Source organism: Leptothoe sp. PORK10 BA2 (assembly GCF_034932105.1).
Classification (GTDB): Bacteria; Cyanobacteriota; Cyanobacteriia; order Phormidesmidales; family Phormidesmidaceae; genus Leptothoe.
The window spans coordinates 1-22924 of record NZ_JAYGIG010000035.1 but is presented as its reverse complement, the minus strand read 5'-3'; the positions used below and the strand labels follow the sequence as shown (position 1 = coordinate 22924).

The following is a 22924-nucleotide window of genomic DNA, read 5'->3' as shown; positions in this document are numbered from 1 at the left end:
CTATCGACAAAGACCCTAAAGATCTGCAGTCCGTCCCCTAGCTACCCTGGACTACCGCTCGGGCCTGAGCCAACACAGAACGATTCAGAACCACACGGTAGCCCAGCTCAGATGCAGAGTCTGGCTCCACTTGGCCCACATACATCAAATCAGAGATGCCCGGCTCACGGTGAACAATGGTGCGGGCTCGAATCATCGCCCCGTTGGTACCACCGCTCAAGCGACTGGGGTTAAAGGAATTCACCGCCGCTTGCTGCAAGGTGGCCTCCAGCTGTTCATCCGTAATAGTCTGCGGGACCGTAATCACCAACTGAGCCGCGCCAGAATCAAACACCGTCGTGTAGGGCACCGACCCCTCAATGGCGGTGGGCACTAACGGTTGAAAACTCAGCCCCAGTAAACCGGCGGTGAGTACACCACAAAAGCTGCTGATGCCCACTAACCGGAACCGCAGACCCCATTTGGCTAAAAACGCCAGTACCGTTAATGCTGCCAGGGCTAATGTGGCGAGGCCCATCCATTTGGTGGCTTCTAGAAAAAATGCAGGGGTTGGCATAGCAAACTAGCGCTTTTTTAAGATGTTTGATCGGTGTTCAATCAGCATAGCGTTATTAATCGTATCAGGGGATACGCGAGCGATGGCAACTGATATGACATCGGGTGGCGTATGGGTGCGATCGCTAATTCGCCTCCGCTCCAGGGCTCACTAATAACGGTCTAAAGAAATCATTAGGATGCAATGCTAAATCGATTGCAAGCGAGGCACGTAGGTCTGCTGGCCCTAGGTTTGGCCAGCCTCGGATTGATGTCCCTCGGTTGGCGACGGGGTGAAGGTCAACCCCCTCCCCTGCCCCAGGACCCCCACATTCAAGTGTTCCTTAACCAGACCGAAACCAACCGCTATAAAGATCCCTATCGCCGCATCCAACGATCGGGCGACAACCTGGAACAGATGCTGATCGACGCCATTGACCAGGCCGACATATCCATTGATGTGGCTGTCCAAGAGCTGAACCTACCCTTGGTGGCCCAAGCCTTGATCGATCGATTCCAGGCGGGGGTAAAGGTGAGGGTGGTGCTAGAAAATCAGTACAGTGAGCCATGGAGCCAACATCCCCCAAACTGGATCGCCAGCCAGGACGATCACAGTCGAGGTAAATACGAAAATTTGTTTGCATTTGGTGACATGAATGGGGACGGCACCATCACCCCAGATGAGGCGGTCCAACGGGATGCCATCCTGATGCTGCGACAGGCGGATATCCTCATGGTGAACGATACGGACGATGGCACCAAAGGCAGCGGTTTAATGCACCACAAATTTATGGTGGTAGACGGTGAACAGGTGATCACCGGCTCTGCCAACTTTACCCTGTCGGATTTCCACGGCGACTGGCTCACCCCCGAGAGTCGGGGCAATGCCAATGCCCTGCTGCGGATCAACAGTCCCGCACTAGCCGCCGCCTATAGCGATGAATTTAATTTAATGTGGGGGGACGGTCCTGGAGGCGAGTCCGACAGCCTCTTTGGCTCTCCTAAACCGGCGCGCCCCCTGCAACCGGTAGCGCTGCCCACCGGTCAGGTCACCGTGCAGTTTTCCCCCCACCGGGCCGATACCCCCTGGGAGCAGACCACCAATGGTTTGATCGCCCACGCCTTGGGCCAAGCGAGCCAATCGGTGGATCTGGCCCTCTTTGTCTTTACCGACCAGGGCATCGCCGATGCCTTAATGGCCCATCGCACCATCCAGGTGCGCACCTTGATTGACCGCAGCTTTATTTATCGCTACCACAGTGAAGCCCTGGACATGTTGGGGGTGGCCCTACCCGATCAACGTTGCAAATACGAAAAAGATAATCGCCTTTGGCCCAGCCCCATTACGACGGTGGGCTATCCGGCATTAGCCGATGGCGACAAGTTACACCACAAATTTGCCCTGCTGGATGACCGGGCAGTGATGATTGGGTCCCACAATTGGAGTAAGGCGGCTAATCATAAAAATGATGAAAATCTGTTAATCATTGAAAATGCAACAGTGGCCCAACACTTTAAACAAGAGTTTGAACGACTCTATAGACTGGCTGAGCTAGGCCATACGGAGTATTTGGGGATGCAGATGAAAAAGATGGAAGAGAAATGTGGCCTATAGATCGGCCGATCGGCAGAGAGCTTTATTTTCTCATCTTGTTCAACTTGCTTTGTATCCGTTTATAAAACAGGTACAGTCGCCGCTGGCGGGTGAGACTGGGAATATCTGAGGGGTGCTGCTGCCGATAGTCGAAGAATTGGTTGAGTTCGGTGAGAATGGTGTCTAACCGGGGGATGAGTTGCTCGGTACGGTAGGGGGCAAAAAAGCTGTCGGGCAGGGTGTTAGGCTGCCAGTTTTCTAGCACCGTGGCTATGCGTTGCACATCGTAGCCGGTGCCATAGCCGGCGATTTTATGACAGTTTTCACCAGGGTCAAGGTAGTCCGCCAGGGCATGGTTAACGCTGGAAAATACCTGGCAGCCACAGGCTAAGGCTTCCATGGGGGGCAGGCCAAACCCTTCCGTTAGGCCATACTGCGCCCAATATTCGGCGGAATCATAGAGATAGATTTTGGTTTGGTTAAAGAGACCCATTAGATCGTCGACAAAGGAGTCCACCACCACCACATTGAATCTCTTTTTGAGTGCGGGTATGAGCTGGTTGTTGACGTAATCAGACGATTTTCTGGCCTGGACCAACAGGTCAATGTGTCGATCGAGCTGACGGTTGGTCACCTCTGGAGGAAGTTGGTTGGGCAGCCAGTAGAGGAGGGAATTGTGCGATCGCATCCCCCAATACCCCATCGTATTGCGACTGACAGACAAGATCGGCACTTGGGGCGGCACCGAAAAGCCATAGCCAGAGCTGTGGGCATGGTAAACCACATGGCAACGGGAGAGCTGGGCCAACTGCTTGGGCACATCAAAACCCCAGCTAACCACAAAAATACAGCGACTGAGATCCCCCCGTTGCAACAGATCATCCAGAAATGGATGAGCCTCTTCCCGCTGACGATAGGTCACCACCTCAGCCTCACAGATCTGTTGGGCTAACTTGAGGGTATTCAACTCCGCAAACAGACCCCCGCAATAAAAAGAGCGGGTAGTGCCAGGCAGGAGAAAATAAAGCTTTCTCATCGCAAACGAGATACGGGAGCGCTCAGTATTCTACAGGATTGACGCCATCAATCCTGGCATTAGTCAGGATGCATGTCTGGGGCCTTCTGGGTCTGGGGCAATCACCTCTATTACCTTTGTCGATACCTGCCATCTATTCCATGCTTTGTTGATTCCAAATTTCATCCTTAGATTAGGGTTATGCGAATCACTTAGTCCCTTAGGAGGGTCCATGAACAGCTATTCCTCCAAATTACCAAAACTTGAAGTACAGCGTCGTCAGCTAGAGCAACTGTGGCAGCCTACCCCCGGCCAGGAGCTGAGGGCCGCCTCCAGCCATTGGCTACGCACCGCTGGCACCTGGTTAGTGCAAGCCCTGGCCGTCAGCAATCAGCCCCAGATTTGGACCAAGGAAACCAAACAGGGAAATCTTTGGTGTGTGCATGACCCCGTCAATGGTGCCCAGCATCAATTTGATTCGGAAGAAGCCCTGCGTACATGGCTAGAACAGCGCTATAACGCTTAGTCCCGCAAGGGTTCCCCTGCCGCTACTTTCGACCACTATCCGATTGACTGCGGTATAGTAGTTGGGATATTCGTGGAAAGGTGCCATGTTCGGTTTAGGTTGGCCAGAGGTGTCCATTATTATCATCGTCGCCGTTTTAGTTTTTGGTCCTAAGAAAATTCCTGAAATCGGCAGTGCCCTGGGGAAAACCCTACGCGGGTTCAAAGACGAGATGGATGCAGAAACAGCAGTCGAGTTTGAAGATGCAGACTATGTAGAAGATCCGGAACAAAGATAAATCATTAGAGTCTGTGCATGTAGTGAGTGCAAAAGTTAAAGCTACTTACTACTAGCAGCGTCTAGTGAGCATATAGTAGGCATTTCAGGGAGATAATTGATTATCTCCCTGTTTTTTTGGCTGTTTTTGGGACCCTTACCGGGAATGCCCTACGGTTTCCTGGTAAGAATTTTTCTTTGCCGAAAATATTCTTACCAGGTCCCCCAACCCCCTTTTGTGAACGCTCTTTGAGCTATATCCTGGGGGCTCTGATCTTATCCCCTCCAGAATGAGGGAACCCCCATGATGCCTAGTTGGGACAATGGAACTACGTCCCTAGAAGGGGGCCCTTCCCTAGAAGGGGGCCCTTCCCTAGAAGGGGTCCTTCTATCGGTATAGCTTTATGGAACCACTTCCCTAGAAGGGGGCTTTCAATCGGTATAGCTTTTTCGAGCAAACACCTAAGTTAGGGCACCAACTTAAAGCGGGACGTTTTCCCAAGGATAGAAGTCAGGAGTCAGGGGCCAGAAGCTAGCTCCCTAATGAGTTCTGACTCCTGGATTCTGACTCCCTACCTAACCAGGATTTCCCGGCTGAAGTGAATACCCCTAAATTAAATCCCCAGGCGCTGATAGACCTTATCTAGATTCCTCAGCTGGTAGTCAGGATTAAACGCTGCTTCAATTTCCTCCGCCGATAGATTATCTTTTACCTGAGGATCTTGGGAAATCAACGCCTGAAAATTACCTCCCTCCGTGTTCCAAGCCGCGTGGGCGCATTCCTGCACAATCCGATAGGCATCCTCACGGCCCACGCCTTTTTCCACGAGGGATAGGAGTACCCGCTGGCTAAAGACCACACCGCCATACATGTTCATGTTGCGGATCATATTTTCGGGGTACACCTGCAGGTTTTGCACCAGCTTGGTGGTCTCCACCAGCATGAAGTGCATCAAAATGCAGCTATCGGGAAAAATCACCCGCTCCACGGAGCTATGGGAAATATCGCGCTCGTGCCACAGGGCTACATTTTCTAAGGCGGCCAGGGCATTGGTGCGAATGATCCGGGCCAGACCGGTCAACCGCTCCGACTTAATCGGATTGCGCTTGTGGGGCATAGCCGAAGAACCCTTTTGTCCCTTGGCAAAGAACTCTTCCACCTCTAGTACATCAGTGCGCTGCAGGTTACGGATTTCCACGGCAAACCGTTCGATAGACGCCGCTAGCCCAGCCAGAGTGGTCATAAACTCAGCATGGACATCCCGCGAGATCACTTGGGTAGAGGCCGTATCCGGCTTCAGACCCAATTTCTGACAGGTAAGGGCTTCAACTTCAGGATCGATGTTGGCGTAGGTGCCGACGGCCCCTGAAATTTGCCCCACCGAAATTTCATCCTGGATCCGGCACAGGCGCTCTCGGTGGCGCAGGACTTCCGCTAGCCAACCCGCTAACTTAAAGCCGAAGGTCATGGGTTCAGCATGGATACCGTGGGAGCGGCCAATCATCACCGTATTGCGATGATCCTGGGCCTGATTGCGAATTACCTGGATTAATTGCTCCACGTGGGACAAAATCACCTTGTGACTGGCTACAATCTGCAGGGAAAGCGCCGTATCCAGCACATCGGAGCTAGTCATGCCCAAGTGGATGTAGCGACCCGCATCCCCGACGTATTCGTTGACATTGGTCAAAAAGGCAATCACATCGTGGCGAACTTCCGCTTCGATTTCCAAAATCCGAGCCACGTCAAAATTGGCTTTGGCTTTGATTTCGTCCACCGCTGCTTGGGGGATCCGACCCAATTCAGCTTGGGCTTCACAGACGGCGATCTCCACCTGCAGCCAGGTTTTGAATTTGTACTCGTCGGTCCAAAGTTCGCCCATCTCGGGCAGGGTGTAACGTTCAATCAAGGCTAGTGTCGCAGGATACAACCGATCCATTGTAAGTGCGCGGTTGCCGGTTACTAAATCGAAATTAATAATAGTGAGGATTTGATTACACGTTTGTGATGCATGGAACTAGCCTGAAATAGTTACCATGGCAGCAATCCATGGGGCTGGTCAGAAATAGAGTGGCGGGGCAATGTATCCCAGATTCCATGCATTAATATTTACCCTACCCATTCCCCCCTCCATGCCATCTGACCTCACCCTTTGGCTGCTCCATGGCCTAGATACCGCCCAAGGAAACCTATCCTTCATGGCGTGGAATAGCTTTTTGGCACTGGTACCCTTGGCCTTAAGTTTTTGGTTATTTCGCCGGGGCGGTAGCCATGCCCGCCCTATCTTCTGGTGGGTGGGTCTGGTTGTGTTTGTGGCTTTTCTGCCTAATGCCCCCTATGTGCTCACCGACATTATCCATCTGGTCAAAGATATTCGCAGCGGCCAGTCGGTCTGGGCTGTGGCCCTCATTCTGGTACCTCAATATTTTGTGTTCATTGGCCTCGGGATTTTTGCCTACACCCTGGCGATTGTTAACCTAGGTCGCTATCTCAGCCGCTTGGGCAAAATTCGTTGGGTGTTGCCCACAGAACTGACGCTCCATGGCCTCAGCGCCATCGGCATCTACCTGGGCCGATTTCTACGGTTTAATAGCTGGGACTTGGTCACTAGACCTGGCACTGTCATTGGCAAAACCCTAGGGCTGCTGCTGGTCAAAAAGTCTCTGATTGTGATGGTAGGTACGTTTTTGATTATTGCTGTAGTGCATTGGCTGTTGAAACAAATCACCTTGGCGATGATTTTTTACTGGCGCACAAGACATCTGCGAGCGGCCCAACGGCACCTAGGTGGGGGGATTTAGGGGCGGTATTGAGGCGGTAGTATTTTAGACAGTGGCATTGAGGTGGCCCACCACTCATGCTTTGTTCGCCTCATTCTCCCTCAAAACAAACAAATACCCCCAGTAGTTTTGATTGGCTACTGGAGGTATTTGTTTTCAAAGATGCACATAGGAACACCCTGGGATGTGGTCCCAAGCAACCTCAGTCGACTTCAATCGACTCGAAGGCACTGAGCACAGACCAAGATAGACGTGTTGCCATGGTAGCCAGGGCAATAATCGCGCTCAGGGTCAGGACCACATAGGGCATGTGCATGCCAAACAAAATCATGCTGAGTAGTAACAGGGCAAGCAGTGTGATATCCAAAGCTTTGTCCTCAAATGCTTTCAAGTTAATTATAGATATTTTGTTGAGAGAGTACGAGTCTCAGTCCAAAACTTATTGATGGTTCATATAAACATGAGTGGGGGTCATCACGCAGTTGGTCACACAGTCGGTCACACATCAGTCGTCGGCTATGGCTGGAATGCTTTTGCTATAAGGTGTATGCCTGTTTTAATTTGATCTTCGTCAATAGCGGTGTAACCAAAGACAAACTCTCCCTTGTTACGGGGTACTTCATATTGCATCTGTGCGCTACATATTTCTACACCAGCCATGGCGGCCCTAGCTTCTGCCTCGTCATCGGTGAATAGCAGGGGGAGTTTAGCCATCACATGTAGACCGGCACTGTCTCCAAAAATCTCCACAGTCTGGCCAAAGTGCTCATATAAAGCCTGGACCAGCTCATGGCGACGGCGGCCATAGCATAGCCGCATTTTGCGAATGTGACGTTCCAAATGTCCCTCGGCGATAAATTCGGCTAGAACGGCCTGGGTCAGGGTGGGTGGCTGCCGATCGGCTAGCCACTTGGCTTTGTCAAACACCTCCACCAAGGACTTGGGTAACACCAAGTAGCCCAGACGCAGGCTAGGAAACATCACCTTGGAAAACGTGCCCACATAGAGCACAGAACCATGGCTATCTAGGCCCTGGAGCGATGGAATCGGTCGTCCGCCATAGCGATATTCACTGTCGTAATCGTCTTCAACAATGAGCGCGCCGGTTTGCCTGGCCCACTGTAACAGGGCTAGACGTCGCGGCAGGGAGAGCAAAGCTCCCGTGGGGAACTGGTGTGACGGTGTGACGTAGACCAATCGCGGTGTGACTGGATGGTTAAATAACTGATCCACCCTCAAGCCGTCCCGATCTAACGGTATGGGTAACAGTTGGGCCCCGTTGGCCTTAAAAATATGGCGTGCGCCCCGATAGCCGGGTTCTTCCATCGCCACGGGGTCTCCCAGATTGACCAGTAGCTGAGTAATTAGACTTAGGGCCTGTTGACTACCGTTGGTAATAATCACCTGGTCAGGGGTACATTGCACGGCACGGGCGTGTTTTAGATAGTCCGCTACAGCTTGTCTGAGGGGCTGATGGCCGGTGGAGGTGGTGGCGTATGCAAGCCAGTGATTTTTCTGGTGGCAGTGTTTTGATAACAGTTTTCGCCATAGTTCTACGGGAAAGAGATCGAGGGCTGGTTGACCATAGCGAAAGCTAATGTCAAACTCTCTTGGCTGAGCTCTGGGGGGTGACTGTTGTACCCGATGGCCATAGTCAGAGAGGGGAATCTCGTTGGCAACTGTGGGGGGATGGACGACAGTCTTGGTGGTGAGTAGGCTTTCTGGGATGAGATCGCACACATAAGTCCCCGCACCCAGACGAGTTTGCACATAGCCTTCGCTCATCAGTTGGTCGTAACCCTGGGTAACCGTCGTACGCGACAGCCCCAGGGACGTGGCCAACGCCCGCGACGCTGGCAGGCGCTGCCCCGCCTGGACCCGCCCCGACAAAATAGCCCAACGCAGCTGACTGTATACCTGCTGATGCAGAGGGACTGACAAGGCAGGATCAATAACTAGAGCCAATTCCATGGGCGTGACTGCAAAATTAGATGACAAAATTGGACTGATAGTTTAATCATAAATTGGCTCTAGCCACAGGCCAATTAGAGCCGATAAGGTGGTATTACCAGCCAGTTAATAACGTCAGCCAGAACCTAATCCCCTCCTGGGAGGGGCAACGGGGTGGGTTCCGACCCTTGGCGCTAAATGTCGGAACCCACCCCGCCCTCCGGGCACCCCTCCCAGGAGGGGATACCCACTCCGCCCTCCGGGCACCCCTCCCGAGAGGGGAGACCCACCCCGCAATTGGCTCTAGCCAAAAGGCCAATTAGAGCCAATAAGGTGGCATTATCAGCCAGTTAATAACGCAAGCCAGCACCTAATCCCCTCCTGGGAGGGGCAACAGGGTGGGTTTCGACCCTTGGCGCTAAATGTCGGAACCTAATCCCCTCCTGGGAGGGGCAACGGGGTGGGTTCCGACCCTTGGCGCTAAATGTCGGAACCCACCCCGCCCTTCGGGCACCCCTCCCGAGAGGGGAGACCCACCCCGCCCTCCGGGCACCCCTCCCGAGAGGGGAGACCCACCCCGCCCTCCGGGCACCCCTCCCGAGAGGGGAGGCCCACCCCGCCCTTCGGGCACCCCGCCCTTCGGGCACCCCTCCCAAGAGGGGAGACCCACCCCGCCCTTCGGGCACCCCGCCCTTCGGGCACCCCTCCCAAGAGGGGAGACCCACCCCGCCCTTCGGGCACCCCTCCCAAGAGGGGATGCCAAGTTATTTTTGTTCTTTAGTCAGGAGATAACACAATGAAAACATCACGAACCCAGGTAAAACGCATTCCTAAGCGGGGCCATTACGACCAGGAAACGGTTTACTCCATTTTAGATGCGGGTCTGATCTGCCATGTGGGATTTGCCATGGAGGGACAGCCAGTTGTCATTCCTACGGCCTATGGTCGCATCGAGAATCAGTTGTTTATCCATGGGTCACCGGCTAGTCGCATGTTGAAATCTCTGCAACAGGGAATTGAGGTGTGTGTGACGGTGACGCTGTTGGATGGGTTGGTCCTAGCCAGATCCGCCATGCACCATTCCATGAACTATCGCTCGGTGGTGTTATTTGGTACAGCGGAGTTGGTGAGTGATCGGGAGGAGAAACTCAAGGCGCTCTATGCCTTTACGGAGCATGTGATGCCGGGACGATGGGCGGAAACGCGGGAACCGAATGGGCAGGAGTTACAGGGAACAACAGTTTTAGCCTTGCCCATTGAGGAGGCATCGGCCAAGATTCGGACCGGGCCGCCGGTGGATGATGCGGCGGATTACAGTTTGCCCCATTGGGCTGGGGTGATTCCGTTGAGGATGCAGGTGGGGGAGCCGATAGAGGACCCGCAGCTGGCGGCAGGAATTGGGGTACCGACGCATGTGGAACGATATGTGGAGAGGTCGGTGGGGATGGCCAATTCTCTAAAATCCTGACGGATGGCTCAGGATGTTGCAGGGCTGGCACAAGGCGCAGCCCCTACGGAGTAAACCATTGTGGCTTGAGGTTTACTGTTAACCCATGGGTGGGATAGTGAGCCCTTTGAGGGAAATGTTGTTCTCTAGCCCTTTCCCTTGAATTAGGACGCCGAAGGTGCCCAGGCCCATGGGGTTCATGTCCATCAGCTGATGCAGCGCCTGACGTTTTTGGATCAGTTGGTTAAATCCGTCGGGACCGGGGGAGATGGATTGGCTCAGGTTAGCCAGTCGGTCGCCGAGGCCAAGGGCCATGAGGAAGAGACCCTGCTGGGTGTAGCCCAAGGTGGTGAGACCCAGGTGCTCGCCGTGGTTTTGCAGGGCGGTGAAGTCGATGTGGGCGGTGAGGTCTTGCTGGCCAATATTAATGTAGGGATCGTCGTGGTGGCGATGCTGGTAGTAGCACTGGAGGGTGCCTCTGTAGCGGGCGGGGCTGTAGTAGCGTTGGGCAGTGTGGCCATAATCAATGGTGAGGAGAAAGCCTCGGTCGATGCGGCGGGCGACAGTGTCGAGCCAGTCGAGGGCGGCGAGGTTGACCTCGGTGCGGTAGCCGTCGGGATAACTGTCGGTGAGGAGATCGATGCCGACTAGGTCGAAATATTGGCTGAGTTTGTCGGTGGAGAGGAGGTCGAGGGTTTCTTGCAGGGCGCCTGCTTGGGTGGTGACGTAAACTTCCTGGAGCTGGTTGTCGTGCTTTTCGATCATGTGGACCGGGAAGGCATCGATGAGTTCGTTCGAAAAAAAGCAGCCGGTGATGGGGGTTAGCTCTTCCAGGGTGGTCCAGGTTACTTTGTCGTGGATGAGGTGTTCTTGTTGTAAGGCCCGGAGGATGGGGGATTTTTCGATGATGGTGTAGGTGAGGGCGGCGTAGCAGTCGGAGTGGTGCTGCTGGAGGTAGTCGAGGACGTCAGCGGCGATCAGGCCCTGGCCTGCCCCCATTTCGACTAGGTGAAATGGATTGGGTTGGTCGAGGATGTGCCAAAGGTCGGCAAATTGGACAGCGAGCAGTTGGCCGAAGTCGTCGCTGAGGTGGGGGGAGGTGATGAAGTCGCCGTTGGGGCCGAGGACGGAGGGTTTGGTGGTGTAGTAGCCGTGGGTGGGGTGATAGAGGGCGAGGTCCATGTAGGACGCGAAGGTGATGCGCTGGTGGGGGGTGGATTGGATTTTGGCTGAGATCATGGAGCTAAGATTAGGGGGAGAAGTCATAGGTGCTCAGCTGGAAATAGCGCGATGGATAAGCTCGAAAACTATCGAAAAATCATCCAACGGATCTTAACCGAATATCAACAGTGGGCAGCTGGTTCTAATCAACCAGGAGTGCAGCAATGTTTGTCTTTTGATGAAGCTCAGCATCAGGATCTATGGTTGCATGGGGGCTGGCAGGAAGGGTACCAACTTAAAGCGGGACGTTTTCCCTAGGATAGTATTCAGAAGTCAGGAGTCAGGAGTCATGGTCTCACTGGCTTCTGGCCCCTGATTCCCCACCTAGCCAGGATTTTCCGGGTTAAATTGATACCCTTTTGCTTCACGACTCAGCCTGTGGTGTTTACAGTCCCCCATAGGCCATTTGCCAAAAGTCTTTTTCTAGGATGGCAATGGTGAGAAAGACTTTTTCAGCCTCAGTCTGCAGGGCCTTATCTGCACTTTGGAGAGCACTATCCGCCTGTTGTGCCAACAGCTCCACATAGGTGGTAAATGCCGCATTTCCCCAACGGTCAGCAAATTCTACATAGGGCTCCACCATGGGACTGTGGCCCTGCCAACCCTGGTTATAGGCCAGCTCAATCGCCCAAAAGCCGGTGGCTTTGACCGGGTAAGGGGCCTGGGCCAAATCCGCCATAAAAGCACAATAGGTGGCACAGGTGGGCTGCAACGGTAGATCTAGGCTCAAATCGCGTTCGGTGGCTTTTGCCTGAAACCAGTTGAGTTCATCCTGGAGGACAACCATGCCACCCAGCAAAAGATCCAAATGGGCGACGGGGGCGGATTGGATCAGACTAGCAGCGAGGCGGGTAAACTCGACGACGAAGTGATAGTCCTGGGTGAGCCAGGTGTTGAACTGTTGGGGCTGGATGGTGCCCTGCTGGCATTGGGAGAGAAAGGGGTGGATGGTGGCAGCTTGCCATTGGGTGGGGTATTGGGAGAGGAGTTGTTGGCAGGTGAGGGGCATTTGGGGCAAGGGAGAAGGGGTAATGGCCGCTGGCGGGAAAGGGGGACTTGCTAAGTTCACCTAGCGGACAAGATGATGATCTAACCATTGAACGACATCGTTCATGACTTGATTGCGGTCTAGATCGTTGTGGGGTTCGTGGTAGCTGCCGGGATAGATTTTAAGGGTTTTGTCGGTGGTGATGCGCGCAAAGATTTCTTCGCTGCCTTTGACGTCATTCACTGTATCAGCACTGCCGTGGACTAGCAGAATCGGCACCTGGAGCTGGGCAATATTGCGACGAACGGCGGCAATGGTCACCAAACACTCGGTTCCCCACCGCACCGTTGCCATGGAATGCTTCAGCGGATCATTTCGAATTGCCTGCATCATCGCCGGATCGCGGGTTAACGTTTCTACCCCAGTGCCCACATCCATGGAAAACCGAGGCCACAGGCCGGACAACATGTGGGCAATGGCGACGAGATAGGGTTTGGCAATGCCGACGGGGCGAATGGGGGGGCCACTGATGATGATACCGGCTAGACCCTGGGGAAAGTTGAGGGCAAAGTCCAGCACAATCAGCCCCCCGAGGCTGTGGCCTAAGACAAATAGGGGTAAATTGGGTTCATGGTGCCGCACCTGGGCCAGGAAAGAACTGACATTATCGCGATAGTCCTGCCAACGGTTGATGTGGCCCCGCTGGCCCTCAGAACGGCCATGGCCTTGGTTGTCAAACCCAAACACGGCATAGCCTGCCTGGGTGAGGGCGGTGGTGACGGTGGAGTAGCGATCGCAATGTTCCCCAAACCCATGGACCAACGCAACGACGGCCCTTGCAGCAAAGGGGGGATACCATGCCTGATAGAACAGAGATAACCCTTGGGCACCGCTAAATCTATTTTCTAGCCGAGGAACTTGGACCACAGTCATAAACGGGACTAACACAGAGGGTTAACTGCCCAAAAGCAGAGTTTCAATATGTCACAGAGTCAACCAACGTCAACCCAATTCAACCTACAGGATTTCGACGGTGCCTAGCTGACCATCAATCCGCACCCGCTGGCCAGTGCGCAATCGTTGGGTCACATCCGTCACATCCATCACCGCAGGAATCCCATATTCACGAGCCACAATGGCCCCATGGGAAAGTTGTCCCCCCACTTCAGAAATTAAGCCCCCCAGGTTTGCCAGCAGAGGAGCCCAGCCCGCATCGGTGTATGGCACCACCAAAATGGTATTGCGGTTAATGGGCACGGTGGTGTCCAGGGTGGTTAGCACCTGGACTTCGCCTTCTAGAGTGCCTGGACTTGCGCCAATACCCATCAGTAACCGTCCAGTTTGTACAGGTGTCCTAGGTGCTATAGACAACGTCATAGGACTTTTCCCGTAGACCAAATGGGGCGCTCTCCAGCCTTGGTCTGTCTGGTGCTGCTGACGACGGGTCGCAATTTTATCGATGGGTTGATTTTTCAGATCATGCATTGCCAGGGCCGAAGATGTCCCCCATTCCTTGAGCTCAGGCCAGGTAAGAAAGAAAATATCCCCCGCCTGTTGCAAGCTGTTATCGCCAATGTAGTGCCGTTCTAAGGCCAAAAAACAGGTCCGTAGCTCGGCCAACAGGCGATTGTAAATTTCTGCAACTTCGCCCTTTAGCTCCAATCGAGTTTGCACCTGGCGCTGCTGCCAACCCGGCTTAGCCGTATTTTTTCCAGATCCAGCCTGAGCAGCGTTAGCTTTAGGCCCAGGCGACTGCTTTAAGAAGGTGGCCAGCAAGGCTTTGACCGGGGCCGGTTGCTCGTGCCAGCGCGGCACTGAAATATCCGTCGCCACTTCACTCAGATAGCCGTATTTGGCCAAGAATGCATCTAACTGTTCAAACAGCTGCTCGCTTTCGGGGAGCTGGGCCAACTCATCAAACAGTTCTGTATGATCCTCGGGGACAGTATCTAACTGGGTCAGCAGAAAGGACTGCCACCGGGCGATGTCTTTAATCGCTTCAATGGCCGCGATTTCGGGATTAGAACCATAGTTTAGCTGGTCACTATCCACCCGGAGCAGCGCCTTGCGCAGGGCAAAACTCAGGGGACCCAGAATATTGTAGAACGTTGCTTTTTCCAGCAGGGCTAAGATCTCGTCAATCTGTTGTTTGATTTCCTCAGGGGGCAGTTCATAGGGAAATTTTAGCCCCTCTAGCCCTGGCTGAAAGTGTTGACTATTATCCCGCCTAAAATTTTGGGGCAACTGCCATTCTCGGTGGGCTAGCTTCAGCAGCCCTGGCAGGTTGCGTAGGGTGGCCAGCACGGGGGGGCGGCTAAACTTAGCCCCTCGGGTGAGAAACTCTAAACTCTCCGCAGGCAGACCCATGCGGAGAAAAATATCCCCCAGCAGGGTGGCATTAAAGTAGGCATGGGACCGATGGAGCATGGCCGTTTGGGAGAAGTCCAAACCGGCGGCCCGTTGACCCAGAACCAGGGTAAATAAGTCTCCCCACACACCGCAGGTGAGGGGTTGGTTAATGGACCAGGTGAGGGGACGAATCACGCCGGGAATTACCTCCGCTGCAATTTTGCGGGTCCACAGGGGGATGAGGGTGGTGATGGGACGGCTTTGCAATACCCAGATCTTTTCCCCGTCATAGGTCCATTCTACATCTTGGGGAATGTCGCCAAAGCGCCGTTCCAGGTGCCGGGTGAGGTAGGCGATTTGTTGGATGAGCCGATCGGGGATGGGTTGGTGGATTTGTAGGGGCGTTCCATGGAACGCCTCTACAACGTTCGGAGCACCACCCTGGGCTGCTATGGGTAAATCAACGGCATCGGACAATTGCCATTGGTCGCCGGGTTGCATATCTTCCGGGGTGATGGTGACCTGGTAACGCCGGGGGGTAATGTGCCCCGAAACTACCTGGCTAGCGGGTCCGGGCAGCGCCTCGATCACCACATGGTCCCCGCAGCGGGCAATGGGATCACGGCTAAAGGCCACACCGGAAATGACACCGGGGATTTGCTGCTGTACCAGGACATTCATGGTGGCTTCGGGCAGGCCCAAATCCTGGCGGTAGCGGGCGGCACTGGGGTTGTTATAGGCTTGAAAACAGGTTGCGATCGCACTATTCAACCCCTGCTCACTCACCACATCCGTCACCGACACATATTGCCCGGCCGCTGACGCCCCCAGGCCGTCCTCGCCGACGGCGGAGGAACGCACCACCAAGGGTTGCTGGGGGTCCGGCTGGCACAGGTCCAACAGGGCCGCCGGATCATCCCCTGCCCGCAGGATATAGCCCATGGGCACCGGATAGCCCCAGGCTTTAAGCTGGGACAGGGTGGCGGCTTTATTGCCCACGACCGCTGGGTCTAGTTTCTGATCTAATGCCTGCAAAGCCGACTCTCCTCGAAAAAAACGAAACAACCGCCGAGATTCGGTGCGGGTGCCCTGGTCTGGCAGCTCCAAATCATCTGGCAGCTTCTGATAAATCCAGCCAATCAGCCCCATCAAACAGGCCACGGCCCCTAGGCGGATGCCGTCGTTATGGACCATCCCGGTGAGCACTGGCAATAGCACCAAGGCAAACAACCGCCCCTGTTTCCGCTCCCGCAATACGGTAAAGGCCACCAAACTCAGCAGCCACCCCAGCACCGCCACCAGGGGGTCATAGACCAAAAAGCCCCAGCTGACATTGGTCACCCCCGCCCCCTGGCTGAGCCAATAGCGCCCCACCACCAGGGCCATCAGCGCCACCACGGGCCAAATTGGATCCGCCGGAAAAAAATGCTGGGCTAACAGCACCACCCCAATCCCCTTAAAGGCTTCCAGGACCACGGCGCCAATCCCCACCACCGTGCCCCCGTGGTAAAACGCCGCCGACACCCCCACATTGCCGGTGCCCACCTGGGACAGCCGTTTGCCGGTGGCCAGCTGCACCCACCACCCCGTCAGCGGTAAGCCTCCCCAGAGGGGACCAACCACAAAAATCAATAGTGCGCCCCACACTTGCTCCATGCTTAGCCCAGTCAAACCTTAGAAACTATGTCAGAAGAAATCAGCAGATATGTCTATCTGACCATTAGTCAGGGGCAATGGGGGTAATCCTTAAGCTCAGCCTTAGTAATTAGGTCTGGTCATGAGTTCCAGGGATTACGGCCAGCAGTCCTCACACACCAACCGTTCCTCGTCACTCAAATCGCCATAGGCTAAGTAATCCGCCATCCAGCGACAGCCTTGGCCCATGAGATCCGCCAGGGATAGATTCCACAGACGAACTTGGCCATCGGCTCCGGCGGAGGCTAAATAGTCCCCCGTGGAGTCAAAGGACGCTTGCCAGATGATGCCTCGGTGGCCGGTGAGGGTGTGGAGCAGCTGCCCACCCGGCAGCTGCCAAAAGCGAATGGTGCCGTCGTCACTGGCGGAGGCCACCACATGGCCCCCCAGGCCAAAGGACACACTGCGCACCCAGTCGTGGTGGCCCCGCAGGATGTGCAACAGCTCACCGTTTTGCCATAGGCGCACGGTGTTGTCACTGCCTGCGGAGGCGATGGTTTTCCCATCGGGGGACACGGCTACGGCCCAGACGCTGCCGGTGTGGCCGGACAGAATGGTGCCCGTGTGGGTAGCAAAGTCGGTCTCCCCCATGGCCATGGCTGCCAGGGACCATTGGCGCAGGGTGCCGTCTTCGCTACCCGACACTAAATAGCGACCGTCGGGGCTAAAGGCCACGGCCCAAACGGTGCCCTCATGGCCGCAGAGCCGTCCTAGGGGAGTGCCATCGGTATCCCATAGGCGGATGTTGCGATCGCTACCCGCCGAGGCCAAATAGGTGCCATCGGGGCTAAATTTCACGGACCAGACGGCATTGTGGTGGCCCTGGAAAGCACATAATAGCTGGCCCTCAACGGTCCACAGCTTCACGGTGTGATCGGCACTGGCAGATGCGATCGCTAGCCCATCAGGGCTCCAGTCCACACTATAGACACTGCTGTTATGGCCATGGATAGTACGGTACAGGGGGTTTTCAGAGGGCTCTCCATCCCCCGCCTGCCAAATCACCAGGGTCTGGTCCGCCCCGGCAGAGACCACCCGGCGGCCCTGGGGTTGCCAGCACACATCCCACACGATGCCATGGTGTCCCTGGAGCCTAGGTACAGAGGGCGGTTCTAGCTGCCACAGCCGGATGGTGTTGTCGTCACTGGCGGAGATCAGCTGGGAGCCCTGGGGGTGAATATCCAAACTGAGCACACTGCTGCGATGCCCTTTGAGGGTGTCTAACGGCTTGCCATCCCCATCCAGATCCCACACATGAATGTTTTGATCGTCACTGGCGGACATCAAGCGTTGACCATCGGGGCTAAAACACAGATCCCTGATCCAGTTTTGGTGCCCCTCCAAGGAATGCAATAACTCACCGTTCAGGTTCCACAGCTTGATCAAATGGTCGTCACCACCGGAGACAATGTATCGACCGTCGGGGCTAAATACCGCTACCAGCACCCAGCCCCCGTGGCTGACCATGGTCTGCAACAGCTCCCCTTCCATAGTCCACAGACAGAGGGTGCCATCTTCCGCCGCCGACACCAGATGCTGACCATCGGCACTAAAGGCCACCGATCTCACCCAGTCCAAGTGGCCTTCAAGGGTTTTAAGCCATTGTCCGTCTTGGGTCCACAGCCTGACCGTATGGTCGTTACTGGCCGTTGCGATCAGTTTATGGGTGGGGCTAAAGGCCACACTGTTCACCGAGCCCGTATGGCCTGTGAGAATATGTAAACATTGACCGGCCGTCTCTCTGGTCATATCTCTGGCCGTCTCTCCGGTCAGATCTTGGCCTATTTCTTGGGTAACAGACTCCGTTATTGGCTCCAGCACAGACCAAAGCCGCACCGTAAAGTCATCTCCGGCGGAGCCCAACAATTGACTATCGTGGCTAAAGGCCACATCTAGCACGCTACCCTGGTGCCCCCTCAGCACTTGCAACAATTTCCCGTGGGCATCCCACAGTCGCAGGGTGCCATCATCACTGCTGGAGGCCAGGTATCGCCCATCGGGACTAAAACAGGCAGAAAGGACCCAGTCCTGGTGGCCATGGAGACGATTTCTCTCACGGATGGTATGGAGAGCCTGCCACAGGCGAAATAAAATCTGGTTTTGCAAATAGGAAGACACGGGGGTGAGCTGGCTTTGTTGTGCCCCCTTTAGGGCTTCGAGCAAGGCCCCTAGGCTATCATGGGACAGGAGCAACGCTTGGGACACGGACACCAGGGCCTGCATCTCAGCGGTCTCGGCCCGGTAGCGTTCTTCGGTGGCTTGGGCCAGGGCCAGGGCCTGTTCTTGGAGGGCTGTTCGCAGTTGGGTCTCGGTTTGTTTCCGCCGTCGCCGTTCGGCCTGTAGCACCGTCATTAAGCCCGGCATATCCTGCTGTTTGACCAGATCGGCCAGGTAGTCATGGGTTAGCTGATACCGGACATTTCCCCCCACCTCTCGACTCTCAAACAGCAGCCCTGATTCCGACAGAATTTCTAGCACCAGGTTGAGTTGGGTTGGATCAACCAAAATCCCTAGGGACTCTAAAGATTCTTCTAATTCAGTCCGAGTTTTCAGCGGGCGGGTGGTACTTTCATCACTCAAGAGATAAAGGATGGTACGGGTGAGGATAATGTTCTCAGGGCCACAGTCATGCACCACTTGATTTAAAAATTGCAGGACCAATGCTTGGATCGGATCAGGGCCCAATTGCTGATATCGTCTCAGGGTGGTGATTTTCTTTCGCTGTAGTTCAGCCCCCACCACCTGCAGTTCAATGGGGCGAACTTCCTGGGTGTCAGCGGTGAGGTCAGCCACTAAGGCCGCAATCAACTCTTCTTCCAGGTAAAAATGAGCATTCTCCGTCAGCTGGCGGATCACGGCCTCACATTCCTGGGGGTTAAAGTTTCCCAGATAGTACCGCACGTCTTGACTGAGAATATCCAGATCGAGAGCGGCGAAGCGTTCCCACTCTAGTAAATAGTGCAAATAGTCATCTCGAAGGGCTAAAACAACTTTTAGATAGGGACTATTGAGACAGTCTCGGAGGAAATAATACAGCGACCGTCGCTGTTCCACCCCAGGCCGCTCAAAGAAAAATTCTTCAAACTGGTCAAAGACAATCACAATTTGTTGGTAGTGATCCTGGGCATGTTGGCGCAGATGGGCCAACAAACTCTCCCCGGTGATGGGAAATGACACATTGAAATTGGGGGGAGCCGAGGGCTGGGATGAGGTTACCCGCTGCAGGGCTTGGAGAATCGACACCTCCCAGCTGAGGTAGTTGCGCACAAATAGGGGCAAGGTGGTGCGCCCTTCGGCGGTGGCTTGCTTGAGGGCGGGCACTAGGCCACTGCTGAGTAAGGAACTTTTGCCCACCCCGGACTGGCCATGGATAATCACCAGGGTATGCTGGGGCTGCATTAATCGGCCCACCAGGTGTTTTATGGCTTGCTGCCGTCCCGAGGCCCGCATTTCCACTGGGGAAATATCACTCCCAGAGCTAGAGCGATAGGGCTGGATGGCGCTGGCCCCAATAAAGGCCCGCAGGCCCATCAGGGTCTCAACCTGTCGCTGTTCCTGTTTGATCGTAAACGCATCTAGATAACGCTGTTTAGCAAAATACAGGTCCTGGAGATTGCGTAGGATCTGGCGATATAGAGGAAAGTCGTGGCGGGGTTCTGTTCTTTGGCGGGCATTTTCCAGATCCTGGAGGGCAGAGGCAAAAAGGGTGTCGTCCCCCTGGCGCAGTTTCGCCCGTCCCCGCACGAAGTAATAGCGGCCCTGATGGTAGCGCAAAGCCAGGATGACCGCCTGAGGTGAGACTCGGGGCAGGGGGAGCTGATTCCCTTGAGGTGGTTTGGCCCCATCGACTCCTAAGGCTTGGGTTCTGTTAACTGCTTGGGCTAATAAATTGAGGGCTTCCGTCGCCCAGTCTTGGGCTGCGGTCCAGGATTCCTGGGCCAGGGCCGCTTCCGCCAAATATCCATAGTCTCGGGCCAGGCGTACCACATCTTCCTGGTGCAGCGCTAATCCCTCATTCGCCAGGGTGGTTAGGGCATCCCAGTCCTCCAGCCGCTGCAAAATTTCCGCCAGTACATGGATAAAGGTGGCGACCCGGTCCTGACGATTTTGTTGCTGCAACACCTGGATGAATTGTTTATAAAAGCGGCGAGCTTGGTGGTAAGAGGCTAAATGGGTGGAGCGTTGCAATTCGGCATGGGTCTGCCACCACAGGCCGAGGTGCAGGAGCAGGACTGCCTGCTGATCGCGGGTATCTTCGACGATTTTGTCAGTCTGCTGCCAGTAGGCTAGGCTCTGTTCGTAATAGTCCCGAGCGCTTTTCAATCGCTCAGGGGTGTGGGTGGCCCGACCCTGGAGAAAGGCGAGGCTGGCTTGCAAGGCTCCATCTAGCGGAACGGTGTGTTGTTTTAGGGCTGCGATCGCAAACGGTAACTCCTGCTCAGTCAACACCTGCAAATGGTGACTTAAGCTAGGCAACTCTGGGGCCACATACGCCAAAAAGTGCCCATCATGGTTATCTAAAATATGGGTAAATAGCTCCCCAGCGGCCCGGTGCAGGGCCTCAATCAAGGCCTGGATCGGATAGTCAACCTGAATCGGCACCGCCGCAAAGCTTTTCAGATCAGCTGCATAGACGGTGAGAGTCTGCAAGACGTCATCCGTCATCCACAGCACCACTGGATAGGGAAATTTTGCCAGCAGCGCATTTCGACCCACATTGGCCGCCTTAAACAACACATCCAGGGCAGTTACCTGATCAAAGCCGGTGACCATCACCGCCGTGCCGGTGCCTGTATCGGTGTCCGCCATGTCGGTGCCTGTATCGGTGCCCGCTGTGTCGGCTGATGCCGGTCCTAGGGAAGCTTGACGACCCATGATCGCTTCTGGCAAAGACCGATCGGTTGCCATCAGCTCCACCACCTGAAAATCCTGGGTCTGGGCCAGGTCCTGCAGCAATAGCTGGGTCAGGCGTTGATAGTTGCACCGCACCAAGATTAGGGAAAACTGGCCACGACCAAGGGTGAGCGCCCGCTTGAGATTGTTCAGGGCTGTGTGGTTATGGATGACAATTTCGGGAAGATCAGCCTGGTACATGGGGTGAGGTGGGCAAGCTTACCGGAGAGTGGGGGAGTGGTAGACGCATGGGGGTGAGTGAGCTGGGGACTGCCCTAGTGGGTGCCCTAGGGTTTAACTATTCGCTTTATAATTTGCGAGCCAATGCTTAAAATGGTTGGTTTCCTTGAGTACCGGGTTGAGGTCAAACCAACGACCGCCGTTGTCGCGATATTCATAGAGAAAAAGGCTCCGGAGCAGCAGGCTATAGGCCTCATTACCTTGGGTATCTGGTTTACTGATCGCCTTGAACATCAGTTGCCATTCCCCCTCGTCAATTAAGGCCATGAGAGAATCTCGTTCGTCGCGAATGACCGCTTCGAGAATAGTTGACTTGATTGGCGGATCGCCCTTTTGCAAACAGCCATAGAGCAGCCGCATCAGGTTACGCATGTGGCCACCGCTCAGCTGGCATAGGCGGTTGAGCACATCGATGGATTCAAAGGCATCGCCAATGAAATCAACTCGCTCATTGTAGTTTTTGTTGGGAAAGGCACGGGCTAGTACCATCTGCCGCAATAGGGCTAGGCCTGGCTCGAAAGTAGTGCTATCCCGCTGGGTGACGGGCACCATGGGCAACACTTTGGGCGACACGCCAAACCGGTTGGATAGCCGGGGTAAATCATCGGAGAATACCAAGGTGAGGGGAACGGTGTATACCACATGGCAGTTGAGCCGCTTGAGCTGTTCCCCCCGGTCGATGAAGAGATATTCGGACTGGGTACGGCCATTGGCCCGCTCTACGGGGTCGATGCGGTCGAGGTTGTCCACGATCACCACTAGGCCTTTTTTGCCTTGGGAGCGGAGGGTTGCGATCGCAACCTCCAGCAGTTCCTCATTAATCGCATCAATTATCGTCTTCGTGCGCGGCTCCAGGTACTGCCGCATGCGACTGCGCATCTCCGGACTCTCCTTAGCCCGTGCCGTCAGCGCCGCAATCCCCACCGAGAAACTTACATCGGCAATTTCCATCGGCGTCTGCAATGTTTCCGCCAAATTCCGAAACAGGTTCACCAAGGCCGACGGCTTCAGCTTAACCCCATCATTTTCTAAACTCTCCACCACCTGATGGGCAATCATCAGCAAAATGTCGCTGATATCCACATCCGCCATTTCCAAGTCTCGGTCCGACTCAAAATACACCACATGGAACCCCTGCTGCTCCAGCTGAGCCTTCAAGCGCAGTAACTCCGTGGACTTGCCACAGCCAATGTTGCCCGTAAATAGCTGAGTTGTCGCTTCATCCGGTGAAAGCAGCACTATGGTCCGTTCAAGTTCCCGGACAATATCCCCCCCCCGCACTGACGAAAAGTCAATATAATACTGCCGATCCGTAACTACTCAGGCTTAAAAAATTAGAGAGTTTTCCCAGGTTACAGAGATTATCAGCTAGCGTAATCCAAATATAGGAATTGGTAACCTCCTTGAGCAAGCCCAAGGGTCGCATCAAACTCAGT

General features: G+C 54.8%; 17 protein-coding genes. 6 read left to right on the top strand and 11 right to left on the bottom strand.

All coding sequences use genetic code 11. The features are described from left to right. Nucleotides 1-37 precede the first annotated feature (37 nt). On the bottom strand, nucleotides 38-556 hold the full coding sequence (locus VB741_RS10380) for a Ycf51 family protein (RefSeq protein WP_323365101.1): 519 nt from the start codon (nucleotides 554-556) through the stop codon (nucleotides 38-40). A 183-nt stretch (nucleotides 557-739) separates the two neighbouring features. Between VB741_RS10380 and VB741_RS10375 the strand changes: the two genes are divergently transcribed. Then, a complete protein-coding gene (locus VB741_RS10375) occupies nucleotides 740-2149 on the top strand; it encodes a phospholipase D-like domain-containing protein (RefSeq protein ID WP_323365100.1) in 1410 nt (469 codons plus the stop codon). A gap of 22 nt (nucleotides 2150-2171) precedes the next feature. Here the strand turns inward: VB741_RS10375 and VB741_RS10370 are convergent, their stop codons facing one another. Continuing rightward, complete coding sequence (locus tag VB741_RS10370; RefSeq protein WP_323365099.1) at nucleotides 2172-3164, bottom strand: glycosyltransferase; 993 nt, start codon at nucleotides 3162-3164, stop codon at nucleotides 2172-2174. A 211-nt stretch (nucleotides 3165-3375) separates the two neighbouring features. Between VB741_RS10370 and VB741_RS10365 the strand changes: the two genes are divergently transcribed. Beyond that, entirely contained in the window at nucleotides 3376-3669 is a 294-nt protein-coding gene (locus VB741_RS10365; protein ID WP_323365098.1) for a hypothetical protein, read from the top strand. 85 nt (nucleotides 3670-3754) lie between these two features. Next, nucleotides 3755-3946 (top strand): twin-arginine translocase TatA/TatE family subunit, encoded by a 192-nt coding sequence (tatA, locus tag VB741_RS10360; RefSeq protein ID WP_323365097.1) that lies wholly within the window; start codon nucleotides 3755-3757, stop codon nucleotides 3944-3946. A gap of 592 nt (nucleotides 3947-4538) precedes the next feature. Here tatA and purB read toward each other — a convergent pair. Further along, a complete protein-coding gene (gene purB, locus VB741_RS10355) occupies nucleotides 4539-5834 on the bottom strand; it encodes an adenylosuccinate lyase (protein WP_323365096.1) in 1296 nt (431 codons plus the stop codon). A gap of 223 nt (nucleotides 5835-6057) precedes the next feature. Between purB and VB741_RS10350 the strand changes: the two genes are divergently transcribed. Continuing rightward, nucleotides 6058-6726: a DUF1361 domain-containing protein gene (locus tag VB741_RS10350; protein ID WP_323365095.1), complete on the top strand. Its 669-nt coding sequence runs from the start codon at nucleotides 6058-6060 to the stop codon at nucleotides 6724-6726. A gap of 181 nt (nucleotides 6727-6907) precedes the next feature. Here the strand turns inward: VB741_RS10350 and VB741_RS10345 are convergent, their stop codons facing one another. Both VB741_RS10345 and pdxR read right to left on the bottom strand, forming a co-directional pair. Further along, complete coding sequence (locus tag VB741_RS10345; protein WP_323365094.1) at nucleotides 6908-7072, bottom strand: hypothetical protein; 165 nt, start codon at nucleotides 7070-7072, stop codon at nucleotides 6908-6910. A gap of 149 nt (nucleotides 7073-7221) precedes the next feature. Then, nucleotides 7222-8676 (bottom strand): MocR-like pyridoxine biosynthesis transcription factor PdxR, encoded by a 1455-nt coding sequence (gene pdxR / locus VB741_RS10340; RefSeq protein ID WP_323365093.1) that lies wholly within the window; start codon nucleotides 8674-8676, stop codon nucleotides 7222-7224. 775 nt (nucleotides 8677-9451) lie between these two features. On the opposite strand from pdxR, the gene VB741_RS10335 reads away from it, so the two are divergent. Continuing rightward, nucleotides 9452-10123, top strand: a complete 672-nt coding sequence (locus tag VB741_RS10335; protein ID WP_323365092.1) for a pyridoxamine 5'-phosphate oxidase family protein — start codon at nucleotides 9452-9454, stop codon at nucleotides 10121-10123. 78 nt (nucleotides 10124-10201) lie between these two features. Here the strand turns inward: VB741_RS10335 and VB741_RS10330 are convergent, their stop codons facing one another. Continuing rightward, complete coding sequence (locus VB741_RS10330) at nucleotides 10202-11368, bottom strand: class I SAM-dependent methyltransferase (RefSeq protein ID WP_323365091.1); 1167 nt, start codon at nucleotides 11366-11368, stop codon at nucleotides 10202-10204. Between the two features lie 24 nt (nucleotides 11369-11392). Here VB741_RS10330 and VB741_RS10325 point away from each other — a divergent pair, with 24 nt between their 5' ends. Next, a complete protein-coding gene (locus VB741_RS10325) occupies nucleotides 11393-11581 on the top strand; it encodes an element excision factor XisI family protein (RefSeq protein ID WP_323365090.1) in 189 nt (62 codons plus the stop codon). Between the two features lie 127 nt (nucleotides 11582-11708). Here the strand turns inward: VB741_RS10325 and VB741_RS10320 are convergent, their stop codons facing one another. The 5 genes from VB741_RS10320 to VB741_RS10300 form a co-directional block, all read right to left on the bottom strand. Further along, nucleotides 11709-12332 (bottom strand): TenA family transcriptional regulator, encoded by a 624-nt coding sequence (locus VB741_RS10320; RefSeq protein ID WP_442786333.1) that lies wholly within the window; start codon nucleotides 12330-12332, stop codon nucleotides 11709-11711. A gap of 60 nt (nucleotides 12333-12392) precedes the next feature. Next, nucleotides 12393-13244, bottom strand: coding sequence for an alpha/beta hydrolase (locus VB741_RS10315; RefSeq protein ID WP_323365088.1), 852 nt, complete (start codon nucleotides 13242-13244; stop codon nucleotides 12393-12395). Between the two features lie 84 nt (nucleotides 13245-13328). Next, entirely contained in the window at nucleotides 13329-16316 is a 2988-nt protein-coding gene (locus tag VB741_RS10310; RefSeq protein ID WP_323365087.1) for a glycerol-3-phosphate acyltransferase, read from the bottom strand. 135 nt (nucleotides 16317-16451) lie between these two features. Continuing rightward, nucleotides 16452-21449: an nSTAND1 domain-containing NTPase gene (locus tag VB741_RS10305; protein WP_323365086.1), complete on the bottom strand. Its 4998-nt coding sequence runs from the start codon at nucleotides 21447-21449 to the stop codon at nucleotides 16452-16454. Nucleotides 21450-21542: 93 nt separating this feature from the next. Further along, nucleotides 21543-22727: an ATP-binding protein gene (locus VB741_RS10300; RefSeq protein WP_323365085.1), complete on the bottom strand. Its 1185-nt coding sequence runs from the start codon at nucleotides 22725-22727 to the stop codon at nucleotides 21543-21545. Nucleotides 22728-22924: the final 197 nt, after the last annotated feature.

What these genes read in the sequence shown, in the direction of transcription:
- VB741_RS10380 (WP_323365101.1), bottom strand. Translation starts at nt 556, where the DNA reads ATGCCAACCCCTGCATTTTTTCTAGAAGCCACCAAATGGATGGGCCTC.
- VB741_RS10375 (WP_323365100.1), top strand. Translation starts at nt 740, where the DNA reads ATGCTAAATCGATTGCAAGCGAGGCACGTAGGTCTGCTGGCCCTAGGT.
- VB741_RS10370 (WP_323365099.1), bottom strand. Translation starts at nt 3,164, where the DNA reads ATGAGAAAGCTTTATTTTCTCCTGCCTGGCACTACCCGCTCTTTTTAT.
- VB741_RS10365 (WP_323365098.1), top strand. Translation starts at nt 3,376, where the DNA reads ATGAACAGCTATTCCTCCAAATTACCAAAACTTGAAGTACAGCGTCGT.
- tatA (WP_323365097.1), top strand. Translation starts at nt 3,755, where the DNA reads ATGTTCGGTTTAGGTTGGCCAGAGGTGTCCATTATTATCATCGTCGCC.
- VB741_RS10350 (WP_323365095.1), top strand. Translation starts at nt 6,058, where the DNA reads ATGCCATCTGACCTCACCCTTTGGCTGCTCCATGGCCTAGATACCGCC.
- pdxR (WP_323365093.1), bottom strand. Translation starts at nt 8,676, where the DNA reads ATGGAATTGGCTCTAGTTATTGATCCTGCCTTGTCAGTCCCTCTGCAT.
- VB741_RS10335 (WP_323365092.1), top strand. Translation starts at nt 9,452, where the DNA reads ATGAAAACATCACGAACCCAGGTAAAACGCATTCCTAAGCGGGGCCAT.
- VB741_RS10330 (WP_323365091.1), bottom strand. Translation starts at nt 11,368, where the DNA reads ATGACTTCTCCCCCTAATCTTAGCTCCATGATCTCAGCCAAAATCCAA.
- VB741_RS10325 (WP_323365090.1), top strand. Translation starts at nt 11,393, where the DNA reads ATGGATAAGCTCGAAAACTATCGAAAAATCATCCAACGGATCTTAACC.
- VB741_RS10320 (WP_442786333.1), bottom strand. Translation starts at nt 12,332, where the DNA reads ATGCCCCTCACCTGCCAACAACTCCTCTCCCAATACCCCACCCAATGG.
- VB741_RS10315 (WP_323365088.1), bottom strand. Translation starts at nt 13,244, where the DNA reads ATGACTGTGGTCCAAGTTCCTCGGCTAGAAAATAGATTTAGCGGTGCC.
- VB741_RS10310 (WP_323365087.1), bottom strand. Translation starts at nt 16,316, where the DNA reads ATGGAGCAAGTGTGGGGCGCACTATTGATTTTTGTGGTTGGTCCCCTC.
- VB741_RS10305 (WP_323365086.1), bottom strand. Translation starts at nt 21,449, where the DNA reads ATGTACCAGGCTGATCTTCCCGAAATTGTCATCCATAACCACACAGCC.